Below are 14,774 nucleotides of genomic sequence, written 5' to 3'. Positions count from 1 at the left end.
GTCCCCTGCATTGCAGCCATCTTATTTCACTGGATCGGAAGCTGGCTCCTTCACCGGCGCCTGCACCGGCTTGCGCCGCAGGCGTCCCATCTGGCGCTTCATGAAGTGCTCGAAGTCGTCGACATAGGTGAACACCGCCGGCACCACTAGCAGGCTGAGTAGCGTCGAGGTGATCAGCCCGCCGATCACCGCCACCGCCATCGGCGAGCGGAAGGACGGATCGCCCGACAGGCCGAGCGCCAGCGGCAGCATGCCGGCGCCCATGGCGATGGTGGTCATCACGATCGGGCGCGAACGCTTGTGGCAGGCGTCGACCAGGGCGTCGAAGCGGCTCATGCCGGCGTTGCGCGCCAGGATCGCATAGTCCACCAGCAGGATCGAGTTCTTGGTCACGATCCCCATCAGCATGATCAGGCCGATCATGGACGGCATCGACAGCGCGTTACTGGTCAGCAGCAGCGCCACGAAGGCGCCGCCGATCGACAGCGGCAGCGCAGCCAGGATCGTCACCGGCTGCATGAAGTCGTTGAACAGCAGCACCAGCACGCCATAGATGCACAGCACGCCGATGGTCATGGCGATGCCGAAGCTGGCGAACAGGGTCTGCATTTCCTGGGCGTCGCCGAGTTCCGCGATCTGCACCGACGGCGGCAGGTTCTTGAACACCGGCAGGGCGCGCGCTTCGTTGTTCACTTCGCCGAGCGAGCGGCCCTGCAGCTCGACGTCCAGCGTCACCTGGCGGCTGCGGTTGAGGCGGTCGATCTGGGCCGGGCCGCTTTCCATCGAGATGGTCGCGACGTTCGCCAGCAGCACAGGGCCGCGCGCACCCGGCACCGTCAGGCGGCCGATGGCCTCCAGGTCGGCGCGCACGGTGTCTGGGAGCTTGACGCGGATCGGCACCTGGCGCTCGGCCAGGTTCATCTTAGCCAGCGAAATGTCGTAGTCGCCGGCGGTGGCCACGCGCACCGTCTCGCCAATCGCGGCGGCGGTCACGCCCAGGTCGGCCGCGCGCGCGAAGTCGGGGCGTACGATGATCTCGGGACGCACCAGCGAGGCGCTGGAGCTGACGTTGCCGATGTTCTTCAGCGTGCGCAGTTCGCGCTCGGCCTGGCGCGCGGTGGCGACCAGGGCCTGCGGGTCTTCGCTGCGCAGCACCAGCTGCATCTTGGTGCCGGTATCGTTGGCGCCGACGTTGAAGCGCGCGCCCGGAATCTGCGCCATCTTGCCGCGCAGGCTGCGCTCGATGTCGGACAGCCCTTCGTCGCGATCGTGGCGGCCAACCGTGGACACGGTCAGCACCGCACGGCGCGCCTCGGCCGCGGCGCCCGGCGCAAACGCATCGCCGCTGGAGCCGCCGCCGATCGAGCTGAATACATGCTGCACGCCGGCGACGCTCATCGCGGCCTGGCGCGCCTGCTCGGCCACCGCGCGCGTTTCAGCGAGAGTGGAGCCCGGCGGCAGCTCGACCGTGACCTGGGTCTGCGAGCGGTCGTTGGGCGGCACGAAGCCGGTCGGCAGCAGCGGCACCAGCGCGATCGAGCCCACGAAGAAGAGGCCCGATGCGAGGGCGGTCAGGCCGCGGTGGCGCAGGCACCACTGCATCGTCGCCATGTAGCGGCGCATCAGCGCGCCGTCCTTTTCTTCGCCATGATGCTTGGCTGGCTTGAGCAGGTAGGCCGCCATCATCGGCGTCAGCAGGCGCGCCACCACCAGCGAGGCCAGGATGGCCAGCACCGCGGTCCAGCCGAACTGCTTGAAGAACTTGCCGGCGATGCCGCTCATGAAAGCGGTCGGCAGGAACACGGCGACCAGCGAGAAGGTGGTGGCGATCACCGCCATCCCGATCTCGTCGGCCGCTTCCAGCGCTGCCTGCATCGGCGTCTTCCCCATGCGCAGGTGGCGCGAGATGTTCTCGATCTCGACGATGGCGTCGTCCACCAGCACCCCGATCACCAGGGCCAGCGACAGCAGCGTGACCATGTTCAGCGTGTAGCCGAAGAAGTACATGCCGAGGAAGGCCGGGATCACCGACAGCGGCAGCGCGGCCGCGGCGACCAGGGTGGCGCGCCAGTCGCGCAGGAACCACCACACCACCAGCACCGCCAGCACCGCGCCTTCGTACAGCATCTCCATCGAAGCGTCGAAGTTTTCCTCGATCGGCGCCGAGTTGTCGACCACCTCGCGCAGCACCACGTTCGGATGCTCCTTCTGCAGCGCCGTGATGGCCTGACGCGCGCCTTCGGCGACGTCGACCTCGCCCGCGCCGCGGGTGCGGAACACCTCGATGCCGACCACCTGGCGACCGTCGTACTCGGCCATCGAGCGGCGCTCGGACACGGTGTCGGTCACGGTCGCCACCTGCTCCAGGCGCACGTGGCGGCCGTCCGGCAGCGGAATCTCCATCTGTCCCAGTTCCTGGGCCGACTGCACGGTCGCGATGGTGCGCACCGACTGCTCGGCGCCGCCCACGTCGCCGCGTCCGCCCGAGGCTTCGCGCTGCACGTTGCGCAGCTGGCGCGAGACGTCCAGCGCCGACACCTGCAGCGCGGCCATGCGGGCGTCGTCGAGTTCGACCCGCACCTCGCGGCTGACGCCGCCGACGCGCTTGACCGCGCCCAGGCCGGGCACGCTCAGCAGGCGCTTGGCGACATCGTTGTCGACGAACCAGCTCAGCTCCTGTTCGTCCATGGCGCTGCCGGCGCCGGGCGCCGGGCTGGCGATGAAGGTGGCGACCACGCGGCCGGCGGTGGCGGCCTTGGTCACGCTTGGGTCCCGCAGCTCCGGCGGCAGATCGGCCCGCACCCGCGCGACCGCGTCGCGCACGTCGTTGACGGCTTCGCCCAGGTCTTTCTCAAGCACGAATTCGACGGTGATGGTGGCCACGCCGTCGAGCACGTTGGTATAGATGTTCTTGACCCCCTGCAGGGTCGCGACCGAGTCTTCGATCTTCCGTGCGACCTCGGTCTCGAGCTGGGCCGGCGCCGCGCCTTCCAGCGTAGCAGACACGGTCACGAAGGGCAGCTCGATGTCCGGGAAGTCCTGGACTTTATTGGCATTGAAGGCCAGCAGTCCCGCCAGTGTCAGCAGGACGAACAGCATGATCGCCGGGATCGGGTTGCGGATCGATAAAGCGGAGAAGTTCATCGGGATGCTCCGCTCAGCGCGCCGCGGTGCGGCGCTGGGCCGGCGCCGCCGGCGCTGCAGGTGCTCCCGTCGCCGGCACTGCCGGCGCCGGGACATTCCGCACCAGATCGCCGTCGTTCAGGAAGCCGGCGCCGCTGACCACGATCGGGGTGCCGGCCGCCAGGCCGCCCAGGATCTCGACGCGGTCGCCCAGGCGGCGGCCGGTGCTGACCTTCAGCTGGCTGACGCGGTTGTCGCGGTTCAGGCGGAACACGTAGCTGAAGCCGTCGCGCACGGCGATGGCCTGCTGCGGCACCGTGAGGGCGGTGGTGGCGCCCAGTTCGAAGCGGCCGCTGGCGAACATGCCGGCCTTGAGCGGCGCGTTGGTCGACAGCGAAGGCGGCAGGTCGACGTAGACCAGCGCCAGGCGGGTCTGCGGATCGACAGTTGGCGCCACGGTGCGCACCTTGCCTACGATCTCGCTGCCGCTGGCGGCGCGCACGGCGGCCTTCATGCCCGGCTTGATGCGGCCCAGGTCGTTCGAGGTGACTTCGGCGCGCCATTCGAGGCGGCCCTGGCGGATCATGCGGAACAGTTCCGTGCCCGGACCGGTGACGGCGCCGACGGTGGCGCTGCGCGCCGAGATGATGCCGCTGTCCGGCGCGACGACGGTAGCCTGGCGCAGGCGCAGTTCCTGCTGGGCCAGCGTGGCGCGGCTGGCGCTCACGCGCGCCTGGGCGGTGCGCTCGGCGGTCAAGAGTTGGGTGACCTGCTGTTCGCTCAGGGCGCCGGAGCTGCGCAGGGCGCGTGCACGGTCGGCGTCCGCCTTGGCGGCGCTGGCGTTGGCCTGTGCTTCCTGCAGCGCGGCGCGTGCCTGCTCGACGTCGGCGCGCACGGTTTCGCCGGCGAACACGGCCAGGGTCTCGCCCTTCTTGACGACGTCGCCGACGTTGACCCGCACCTCATTCAGGCGCAGGCCGTTCGACTCGCTGCCGATCACGGCTTCCTGCCAGGCGGCGACGCTGCCGTTGGCGGTCAGGGCGACGGGCAGGTTGGCGGTGGACGGCTGGCCGGTGCTCACGGTCAGGGCCGGCGTCGGCGCGGCCGGCTTCTCGTCCTTGGCGGTGGCCCGTTTCGGCACGGCCAGCGCGAGGCCGAAGCAGAGCGCTGCGCCGGCGACGGCGACCAGGGGCAGGGGGACATTCAGGGATGGGCGGCGGAGGGTAGGCATGTTCGTTGATGGGCGTCGGTTCAAGCTGCTAAGTGTAGCAAAATTGCAATGCAATGCGCGTGTTTCGTGTGCATTCCGGGCGTGCCGATTGGTGGAGCGGCTGGTGGCGGCGGGTTCGCGCTGACAGTGGCGCCGCATCTGGGCGCCGCCGCTGCGGGAAACTAGGGGGGACGATCCGGCCTAGAACATGGTGTCTAAGCCGGAACAGGTCCTGATGGAAGCGCCGACGAGATTGGCCATCGCGGCAACCACGGCGGTGCGCAGCTTGCCGGAAAATCCGGAAAATCCGGAAAAGCCCGGCTCGACTGCTGGATAGCGCAGAGTTCTTGCGGTATTGATAGCAGGAAGGGGGTATTGCGCAGCGCAACAAAACGCTGTTTAGTGTCTGTTTTTGGAAACGCTTCCTTGGCGAAATTTACTACGTAGTTCTACGGTATTGCAGTGCACAAAAAATCGCGCTATATTGGAACCGTCTCCTCCAGTTTTCTCCGAAAATTGGATTATCGCCCGCCAGCCGCAAGGTTCGCGGGCGCTTTTTTTTGTTCTCAGACAGCGTCGGCGCCCTGGAATGACCCCGCGCGCCAGGTCAGCACCAGCGTATCGCGGTGCCCATGCTCCTCCAGCGGCTGGATCGGCGTCGATTCGTGGATCACGGCGGCGTCGTCGAGCAGCAGCAGGGTCCACGGCTCCAGCATCGTGAAGCGCTTGCCGGCCGGCCCGTCGGCTTCAAACACCCGGGTTTCGCCACCCTTGATACCGTTGCGGTCGATCAGGATCACGGCAACGAAGTCGACGCCGTCGCGGTGCGCGCCTTCCGGCGTCGGGCGGCCGATGCCGTCGGCTGTATCGATGCGGAACTGGTGCGCTTCCACGTACCAGGTCTCGCGCCCGCGCACGCTGGAGCACACTTCGCCCAGCGAGGCCAGCAGGCGGCTCCAGGCCGGATTGGCCAGCGTGGTGGTCTCGATCGGTGCGAACAGGCGGTGCATGCCGCCGTGCAGGGCGTTGTACTCGACCGGCTGCCAGTGCGGACGGTGCGGCACCTGTACCAGCGCGCGGCCGCCGTCGTCGCCCTCGTCGATGAAGCAGGAATGGCGGCGGCGCCGGTAGCGGCCGCCGTCCTTCAGGTAGTTGTCGAGTTCGAGCCGGTCCCAGCTCGGCACCAGCGACTGCAGCTCATCGAGGGTACAGCCGGCCAGGCGGGCGACGTCGTAGGGACGCAGGAGGGCATAGCCCTCGCTGCGGATGGCGTCCGCCAGCTGCGACGGCGCGGTATAGGGAAGTTCACGGGTAGTCATCCAGTTAGCGTAGCAGGTTTCCCTGCTATCGGCATGATGCTGGGCAACTCTCAGCCATTCCCTACCAGTTCTTCGTGAGGCTCAGGCGGAAGGTGCGCGGCTCGATCGGGTGGAAGTGGATGTCGTCCACCGCCTCCGCCTCTTTCTGCGCACGCGACGCATAGTAGTAATCGATCGCCGAATCGCGCCGGTTGGTGAGATTGAAGCCTTCCAGCTCCAGGCGCATGTCCTTGCCGATCCGGTAGCCGATGCGGCCGTTGAGCGTCAGGCTGGCGTGCGAGCGCACACTGTCGTCCTCGATCAGCGGACGCGGGCCGAAGTAGCGCAGGCGCAGCGCGCCCGACCACGGGCCCGCACGGTCCACCGTGAGACCGACCTGGGCCACACCCTCCACGGCGCCGGGAATGCGATCGCCAGATGGATTGCCGCCACGCGAACGGGCCCGCGCATACGCCGCGTCGAAGTTCAGCGTCAGCCACTTGTTGGCGCGCACGCTGTTCGACAGCTCGACGCCATAGCGTCGGCTCGGGTCGCCCGCTTCGGTATTGCCGGCGTCGCCGATGTAGGTCAGCTCGGAATCGAAGTCGAGGCGGTACACGGACAAGGTGGTCTCGGTCTTCGGGATCGCCACCGTGCGCAGGCCCAGCTCCAGGCCGCGCGAACGCACCAGGCCGGGCGTACGGTCGACCGGGTCGAGCGTCTTCGGATCGACGCTCGCCACCGTGCCACGCGCATCGTTGCTGTGGAAGCCATGGCCAACATTGAAATACAGCTCGGTGTGCTGCCACGGCCCGTAGGCCACGCTGAGCGAAGGCGTCACCAGCGAATCGCTGGCGCGGCCGGCATTCGCCACGCGGTCACCGTCGACGTCGAAGCGGTAGTGGTTGGCGCGCAGGCCGACTACCGTGCGCAGGGCCTCGCTCCATTTGGTCGCGTTCTCCACATAGAGGGCGCCGCTGGTCTCGACGATGTGGTCTTCGCGCGTGGTTGCGATGCGCCGGCGCGCGCGGGTGTCGTACAAACCGTTGAAGATGTTGTCGTTCTGGAGCTGGAAGCCGACCGTCATGTCGGAGGCCACCTTGCCATCCGCGCTCTTGTACGCGTGCCAGGTATGGCTGCCGTCCAGGCCCGTGGTCACGCGGCGGTCCGGCTGGGCGAACTGGTCGCCATTCACCGGGTCGTTCAGGAAGTAGGTGAAGTTCGAGTACAAATCGAGGCGGTTGCGGATCACGTAGGCGGAGAGGGCGCTCGCCGTCTCCTGCGTGGTGCGGCGCCAGCTGCCGGAGATGCTGCTGCGCTCGGCCTCGCCGCCGTCGCTCAGGTCGATGGCGTCGAAGCGGCCCAGCTGGCCGGCCGCTACCGCGCGCAGCGGGATCTGGTCGGTGGCGTTCCAGTGGCCGCGGTAGTGCATGGCGCTGACCGTCCACCCGTTGTTGGCATAGCCGCGGCTGTAGCGCAGCACCGCATTGATCTTGCGGTAGCCGTCCGGCCGCGTCCATGGGCCGTCGTTCTTCATCAGCTCCAGCGCGTACAGCAGGTTGCCGCCTGCCAGCTCCGGCGAAGCGGCCAGCACCGTGCGCGCGTAGTTGTCCTGGCCCAGCGTCACGGAAGCCAGCGGCGACACCAGCCGGTTAGCGTAGGAGATCGAGGCCTTGCCGGCCGAGGAGAAATCGCCGTCCGTCGCGGAATAGGGACCCTTGCGGTAGTCGAGGCGGGTGACGATTTCCGGGATCAGGAAGTTCAGGTCGGTCCAGCCCTGGCCGTGCGCATGGCTGCGCTGGTTGACCGGCATGCCGTCGACCCAGGTGGCGAGGTCGGTGCCGTGATCGAGGTTGAAGCCGCGCAGGTAGAACTGGTTGGCCTTGCCTTCGCCGCTGTGCTGGCTGGCGATCAGGCCGGGCGTGGCTTCCAGCAGCTCGCCGGGACGGTACACGGTGCGCTGCTCCAGTGCTTTTGCACCGACGGTGCCGGAGCTGGCCGAGTCGGTCATGCCGATCTGGCTCGTGCGCGCGCCTTCGACGAGGACGCGCTGCAGGACGAAATCGTCGGCCAGGGCGGGGGCGCCGGCCAGCAGTGCGGCCGCCGCGCAGGCGACCGGAGTACGGGTAAAACGAAGCATCAGGGTTTGTTCTCGTGTGCCGGCTGCTCGACGGCGGCCTGGGTGAAGGTCAGCGAGCGGATCGCGCCCGCGTCGTTCAGGTTGATGGTGTTGATCTGCTCCGGCAGGAAGTCCATGAGCACGCCCTGGTGGATGGCTGTGGTCTTCGACAGCGGCGCGTTCTCCAGCTCCTGGTAGATGACGACGCTCTGCGAGTCGGCCGTCATGCCGACCCAGCGCACCGGCAGGCGCGCATTGTCCGGACCCTTGAGCCAGAAGCGGCTCTCGATGTACTTGCGCAGCACGGCCTGGTCTTCCGGATCGGTCAGGTCGAACTGGCGCCCGTAGGTGTTCAGCAGGAGCGCCTCGACGTCGTGCGCCATGTAGGTGTGGACGATCTCGGTGCTCTTCGTGCGTGGATTGAACGAGAGCTCCGTGATCCCCATGTGGAAGCGGTGCGCGTCCGCCGCCGCGCTCACGAGGAGCAGGGCGGCCGCGCACAGCATCTTGAAACGCTTGAAGCTCATTGCCCGGCCTTGTTCTCGGCCGGCGCCTTCGGCGGAGCCAGCTTGGTGTTGAAGTCGCGCATCAGGTTGCCGCTAGCCGGGTCACGCTCGGTCTTGAACAACTCCAGGCGCGAAGGGACGGGCTTGGCCGGCCAGGCATTGTTGCTGACGTCGATGTCGGCGGTCTCCCAGTACGGATCCTGCACCAGGCTTACGATCTCCTCGTCCGCGATAAACAGCTTAGTGATCTTCTTCGGCGAGTAGCGCCACACTTCGGCCGGGATGCGCTCGATGTACTTCTTGCCGCTCTTGGTCGTGATCTCGACGATCAGCGGCATGACCAGCCCGCCCTTGTTCGAGAAGTCCACCAGGTACAGGCGCTTGCCTTCCTTGAGCAGGTTCTTTTCCCAGTCTTCCAGGCCCGCCATCGTTTCGTTGAACTTGTTGCGGTCCTTGTTGGTGACGGTGAAGTTGTCGTGCTCGTTGTAGAAGTCCTTCAGTTCCGGATAACGGTCGACACGGCGCTGCATGCCTTTGTTGCGCTGGTCGATGATCGACATCGCTTCTTCCTGGTGGCGCGCACGCTGCCAGGCCTTTTCGATTTCCGGATCCTTGGTGCTGACCGTGTACTCGGTGATGCCGTCGACGCTGATGTCCACCGGGTCGGTGGTATAGAACCAGCCACGCCAGAACCAGTCGAGGTCCGTGCCGGAGGCGTCTTCCATCGTGCGGAAGAAGTCGGCCGGGGTTGGGCGCTTGAATTTCCAGCGCTCCGAGTATTCCTTGAAGGCGAAGTCGAACAGTTCGCGGCCAAGAATGGTCTCGCGCAGGATATTGAACGCAGTGGCAGGCTTGGCGTACGCATTGTTACCGCGCTGGATGGTCGACTCGGCATTGGTCATCACCGGCACCTGGTTGGTGCTGCGCATGTAGTCGACGATGTTGCGTGCTTCGCCGCGACGCGACGGATAGTCCTCTTCCCAGGCTTCCTCGGCGAGGAACTGCAGGAAGCTGTTCATGCCCTCGTCCATCCAGGTCCACTGGCGCTCGTCCGAGTTGACGATCATCGGGAAGTAGTTGTGGCCGACTTCATGGATGATCACACTGATCAGGCCATACTTGGTGCCCTTCGAATACGTGACTTCGCCGGTCTTCTTGTCCTTGACCGGGCGGCCGGCATTGAACGAGATCATCGGGTATTCCATGCCGCCGATCGAGCCGTTCACCGAGATCGCGGTCGGGTAGGGGTAGTCGAAGGAATACTTGTTGTACTGCTCGAGGGTGTGGATCACGGCCGCCGTCGAATAGCGCTCCCACAGCGGGTTGCCTTCCTTCGGGTAGTAGGACATTGCCAGCACGTCCTTGTCGCCGCTCTTGATTCCTTGTGCGTCCCAGATGAACTTGCGGCTCGAGGCGAAGGCGAAGTCGCGCACGTCGCGTGCCTTGAAGTGCCAGGTCTTGGTGGCCGTGGCGCGGCCCTTCTCGGCGGCTTCCGCTTCAAGCTGGGTGACGATGATGACCGGCTTCTTCGCCGTGCGCGCCTGGCGCAGGCGCTCGCGCTGGGCGCTGCTCAATACCGCATCCGGGTTTTGCAATTCGCCCGTGGAGGCGACCACGTGGTCGGCCGGCACGGTCAGCTGCACGTCATAGTCGCCGAACTCCAGCGTGAATTCGCCGTCGCCCATGTACTGCTTGTTCTGCCAGCCCTTGACGTCATAGTAGGCCGCCATGCGCGGGAACCACTGGGCAGACAGGACAATGTCATTGCCGTCGTCGAACTTCTCAAAGCCGGTGCGGCGGCCGACGACGTTCGCTTCAGGGATGTTGAAGGTCCACGCCATGTTGAAGGACGTGCGTGCGCCGGGCTTCAAAGGCTGGGGCAGGTCGATCCGCATCATGGTCTTGTTGACGGTGGTGCGCAGCGCACGGCCGTCGGCGCCGGTCACGTTTGTTACCTGGATGCCGCCTTCGAAGCGCTGCTGTTCCAGGGTGGACTTCAGGGTGTCGAACTTGACGCCATCGTTGCCGCGCGCCTGCCAGGCTTCGCGCGAGGGCAGGGTCGAGATGCGGCGGTTGTCCGAGTCGCTGCGGAACATGTTCTGGTCCAGCTGCACCCACAGGTAGGACAGCGTGTCCGGCGAATTATTGGTGTAGGTGACGCTGCCGGAGCCGGTGATCGTGCGCTTGTTCTCGTCGAGGGTGGCGCGCAGGCGGTAGTCGGCGCGCTGCTGCCAGTAGCGGTGGCCCGGTGCGCCGGAGGCGGTGCGGGTGTCGGTGGCGGTCGGCAGCAGTTCGTCGAGCTGGCGGAACTTGTCGTCGAAGGCGGGGGCCGCGTAGGCCGCGCCGGTGAGGAACAGGGCGCCGATCAGCGCCTGCAGTTGCTTCATTTTCATCTGTGCGGTCGTCTTGAATAAAGAAACGGCAGGGCGCGCAGCCCTGCCGGTAAGCGGGCGGAGTCTCCTCCACCCATGTGTTCACGCTGCCTTACTCCGACTTCGGCGCCTCGGCCTGGCCCGGGGTCTTCGGCGGCGCCAGCTTGGTGTTGAAGTCGCGCATCAGGTTGCCAGTGGCCGGGTCACGCTCGGTCTTGAACAGCTCCAGGCGCGAAGGCACCGGCTTGGCCGGCCAGGCGTTGTTGCTGACGTCGATGTCGGCCGTCTCCCAGTACGGGTCCTGCACCAGGCTCACGATCTCTTCGTCGGCGATGAACAGCTTGGTGATCTTCTTGGGCGAGTAGCGCCACACTTCGGCCGGGATGCGCTCGATGTACTTCTTGCCGCTCTTGGTGGTGATCTCGACGATCAGCGGCATGACCAGGCCACCCTTGTTCGAGAAGTCCACCAGGTAGAGGCGCTTGCCTTCCTTGAGCAGGTTCTTTTCCCAGTCTTCCAGGCCTGCCATCGTTTCGTTGAACCTGTTGCGGTCCTTGTTGGTGACGGTGAAGTCGTCGTTCTCGTTGTAGAAGTCCTTCAGCTCGGGGAAGCGGTCCACGCGGCGCTCCATGCCCTTGTTGCGCTGGTCGGTGATCGAGATCGGCTCGGACTGCTTGCGTGCGCGCGCCCAGGCCTTTTCGATTTCCGGATCCTTGGTGCTGACCGTGTACTCGGTGATGCCGTCGACGCTGATGTCCACCGGGTCGGTGGTGTAGAACCAGCCGCGCCAGAACCAGTCGAGGTCCGTGCCGGAGGCGTCTTCCATGGTGCGGAAGAAGTCGGCCGGGGTCGGACGCTTGAACTTCCAGCGCTGGGCGTATTCCTTGAAGGCGAAGTCGAACAGCTCGCGGCCGAGAATAGTCTCGCGCAGCACGTTCAGCGCGGCGGCCGGCTTGGCATAGGCGTTGTTGCCGAACTGGAGCAGCGACTCCGAGTTGGTCATGATCGGCACCTGGTTCTGGCTGCGCATGTACTCGACGATCTGGCGCGGATGGCCGCGCATCTCTTCCCAGTCTTCTTCCCAGGCTTCCTGGGCCAGCGACTGCACGAAGGAGTTGATGCCCTCGTCCATCCAGGTCCACTGGCGCTCGTCAGAGTTGACGATCATCGGGAAGTAGTTGTGGCCCACTTCGTGGATGATCACGCCGATCAGGCCGTACTTGGTGCGCTTCGAGTAGGTCAGTTCACCAGTCTTCTTGTCCTTGACCGGACGCGGACCGTTGAACGAGATCATCGGGTATTCCATGCCGCCCACCGGGCCGTTCACCGAGATCGCGGTCGGGTAGGGATAGTCGAACGAGTACTTGTTGTACTGCTCGATGGTGTGGATGATCGCGTGGGTCGAGTAGCGCTCCCACAGCGGGTTACCCTCTTTCGGGTAGTAGGACATGGCCATCACGTCGGTGTCGCCCGACTTGACGCCCTGCGCATCCCAGATGAACTTGCGGCTCGATGCGAACGCGAAGTCGCGCACGTTCTTGGCCTTGAAGTGCCAGGTCTTGTTGGTGGTGGCGCGGCCCTTCTCGGCGGCTTCGGCTTCGGCCTGGGTCACGATCAGGACCGGCTTCTTGGCGGTGCGCGCCTGGCGCAGGCGCTCGCGCTGGGCGCTGGTCAGGACTTCGCCCGGGTTCTGCAGTTCGCCGGTGGAGGCGACGATGTGGTCGGACGGCACGGTGATGCGGACGTCGTAGTCGCCGAACTCCAGCGTGAATTCGCCGGCGCCCAGGAACTGCTTGTGCTGCCAGCCGTAGACGTCGTAGTACGCCGCCATGCGCGGGAACCACAGGGCGATCTCGAACAGGTCGTTCTTGTCATCGAACTTCTCGTAGCCCGAACGGCCGCCGAGGATCTTCTGCTCGTTGATGTTGTAGTTCCAGTCGAGACTGAACGAGACCTTGGCGCCCGGACGCAGCGATTGCGGCAGGTCAATGCGCATCATGGTGCCGTTGATGGTGTACTTCAGCGGACGGCCGCCGCTGTCGCGCACGTTGCGGACATTGAAGCCGCCTTCGAAAGCATTGCCTTCGAGGAGGGTGCGCAGGGCGTCGAACTTGACGCCGTCGTTGCCGCGCGCCTGCCAGGCTTCGCGCGAAGGCAGCACGGCGGTGCGGCGGGCTGCCGAATCCGGCTTGTAGATGTTCTCGTCCAGCTGCAGCCAGAGGTATTTCAGCGTATCAGGGGAATTGTTGTGGTACGTGATGCTGCCCGAACCGCTGATGGCGCGCTTGTTCTCGTCGAGCGTGGCGCGCATCGTGTAGTCGGCGCGTTGCTGCCAGTAGGCGTGGCCCGGCGCGCCGGAAGCGGTGCGGACGGCGCCCGGCGTCGGCAGCAGCTCGTCGAGCTGGCGGAACTTGTCGTCGAAAGGAGGAGCGGCCAGTACCGAGGCGCTCAGGAATAGCGCGGCCAGTCCGATGGGCAGACGTATCATATTTCCCCTGGAATTTTAATTGGAATAGGAAAAACTATTCTAGCTTTACCTAATAGTCAATTGTTCGGTGGAATTGTAAAAAAGCTGATACATGATGCATATGTATCTCTGCCGAGGGGAGAACCTGGGCTTATGCGGTTGGACCGAAGCTGCGCACCGGGAAGTCGTCCTGGCGCTGGATCCAGTTGCGCGGCGAGTAGACTGCCCGGCCATCGGTCGCATGCAACGTGAACGCGTGGCGCGACACCGGCGAGCGGTTCGGTGCGCTGTAGTGGGGCAGCAGGCCGTGGAAGCACACCAGGGTGCCGGCCTTCGCTTCCAGTGGGACGGCCGTGCTGGCGTCGGGCCAGGGAGTGCTATCGAGCTTTTCCATCGTGATGCGGTCCCCGTCGCGCAGGAAGCGTTCGCGCAGCGGGCCGCGGTGGCCGCCCGGTTCGGCCCACAGGCAGCCGTTGTCGACGGTGGCATCTTCCAGCGCGAACCAGAAGGTGGTCACGGTGATCGGATCGCTGTCGAAGAAGGTCGCATCCTGGTGCCAGCGCACCTCGCCGCCGATGCCCGGCTGCTTGAAGATGTACATCGTATAGGGGATTACACCCGTACATTGTATGCAACTGTTAGAAACATGCAACATATTGCGCAGTTACGCCATTCCTGGGAGGCCGAATGCCGCTCCATGGTTGAGCAATCGGACGCGCTCCTTCTTCGTTTGCCACGCAAAAAACCGTCATCTGGCTCCGTGGAACGACACGGCTCTACAGGAAGAAAGGTACGGTTTTACCAGTCATTGGCTAAATCGAATTTTTCCTTAAAAATCAAAGACTTACGTAGCATTGGTTGACAAATAAGCGTTTCCGTGCGATAATGTTGCATGTGGTAAGAAACTGTGATAGGCAATCTTCCACCTTCCCCGATTCCTCTCTGAATCAACCCCCATACATACAACTTGAATATAAGGAGGCTACTCATGCCTGCAAAGCCGGGATTCGGCTCGCCCCTACAACTGCCGACCTACTATACGAACGTGTCAGACATCATTGCCGTACTACGTCCGTACAGTTCGCTCCGTGTTATCGCCAACCATTTGACGGCGCAAGGATTCTTCACTCCAACTGGGAAGACATTCACAAAACAGCACGTTGCCAATTTCATCCGCAGCACCCAGTACAAACCCACTAATAGGGAATAACCATGACCAGAACCGTAAAACAAGAAGCACCGGAGCCGCAGGCAGTAGCAACCCCTTTGGATGCTCCAGTAATGCGTAAGCCATTCTCCGTACGAATCGGGGCAACGTGCCACGAAGCATTCAATCAAGCTGCGTATCTAGCTCGACAAGGTTATATCTTCAGCGACGGACCAATTCAAGTTTTTCCGAACGGTATGGCATTCTTTGATATGCACCTGGGAACACCAGTGGACTACCTAGTTGAACGTGCAAAAGAAACCGTACGGATCGGAGCCGAACAAGAAGAGGCCGACCGCCAACGAGCGATCAAAGAAGAAGCCCGTCGTATTGTGGAAGAGGAGAAGCAAGCAGCAGCAGCGAAGCAGATTGCAGCATTGAAGGCAGAAAACGCCCGTAAGATCGCCCAGATTCAAGCGGAAGCAGACGCCGCTATCGCCGCACTGTCGAAGTAATCCCCATCGCCTCCCGA

The 14,774-nt window shown here is 64.6% G+C and carries 9 protein-coding genes; 1 reads left to right on the top strand and 8 read right to left on the bottom strand.

Annotation, left to right across the window (positions count from 1 at the left end; all coding sequences use genetic code 11):
• Window positions 1-21: 21 nt before the first annotated feature.
• The 8 genes from LK539_RS03940 to LK539_RS03905 form a co-directional block, all read right to left on the bottom strand.
• Window positions 22-3,144, bottom strand: coding sequence for an efflux RND transporter permease subunit (locus LK539_RS03940; RefSeq protein WP_227799596.1), 3,123 nt, complete (start codon window positions 3,142-3,144; stop codon window positions 22-24).
• 13 nt (window positions 3,145-3,157) lie between these two features.
• Complete coding sequence (locus tag LK539_RS03935) at window positions 3,158-4,354, bottom strand: efflux RND transporter periplasmic adaptor subunit (protein ID WP_227799595.1); 1,197 nt, start codon at window positions 4,352-4,354, stop codon at window positions 3,158-3,160.
• Between the two features lie 545 nt (window positions 4,355-4,899).
• Window positions 4,900-5,652, bottom strand: a complete 753-nt coding sequence (locus LK539_RS03930; RefSeq protein ID WP_227799594.1) for a 2OG-Fe dioxygenase family protein — start codon at window positions 5,650-5,652, stop codon at window positions 4,900-4,902.
• A gap of 61 nt (window positions 5,653-5,713) precedes the next feature.
• Window positions 5,714-7,771 carry a TonB-dependent receptor gene (locus LK539_RS03925; protein WP_227799593.1) on the bottom strand — a complete coding sequence of 686 codons (2,058 nt, stop codon included), beginning with the start codon at window positions 7,769-7,771 and terminating at the stop codon, window positions 5,714-5,716.
• Window positions 7,771-8,277, bottom strand: a complete 507-nt coding sequence (locus LK539_RS03920; protein WP_227799592.1) for a DUF6702 family protein — start codon at window positions 8,275-8,277, stop codon at window positions 7,771-7,773. The genes LK539_RS03925 and LK539_RS03920 overlap by 1 nt, the downstream gene beginning before the upstream one ends.
• Window positions 8,274-10,649: a M1 family metallopeptidase gene (locus LK539_RS03915; RefSeq protein ID WP_227799591.1), complete on the bottom strand. Its 2,376-nt coding sequence runs from the start codon at window positions 10,647-10,649 to the stop codon at window positions 8,274-8,276. The genes LK539_RS03920 and LK539_RS03915 overlap by 4 nt, the downstream gene beginning before the upstream one ends.
• Window positions 10,650-10,740: 91 nt before the next feature.
• Window positions 10,741-13,116: a M1 family metallopeptidase gene (locus tag LK539_RS03910; protein ID WP_227799590.1), complete on the bottom strand. Its 2,376-nt coding sequence runs from the start codon at window positions 13,114-13,116 to the stop codon at window positions 10,741-10,743.
• A 130-nt stretch (window positions 13,117-13,246) separates the two neighbouring features.
• Window positions 13,247-13,750: a phytanoyl-CoA dioxygenase family protein gene (locus LK539_RS03905; protein WP_227799589.1), complete on the bottom strand. Its 504-nt coding sequence runs from the start codon at window positions 13,748-13,750 to the stop codon at window positions 13,247-13,249.
• Window positions 13,751-14,307: 557 nt separating this feature from the next.
• On the opposite strand from LK539_RS03905, the gene LK539_RS03900 reads away from it, so the two are divergent.
• Window positions 14,308-14,757: a hypothetical protein gene (locus LK539_RS03900; protein ID WP_227799588.1), complete on the top strand. Its 450-nt coding sequence runs from the start codon at window positions 14,308-14,310 to the stop codon at window positions 14,755-14,757.
• Window positions 14,758-14,774: the final 17 nt, after the last annotated feature.

Origin of the sequence: Massilia sp. IC2-476 (genome assembly GCF_020707295.1) — a bacterium.
GTDB lineage: Bacteria > Pseudomonadota > Gammaproteobacteria > Burkholderiales > Burkholderiaceae_D > Telluria.
This window is presented reverse-complemented; position numbering and strand designations above follow the sequence as displayed.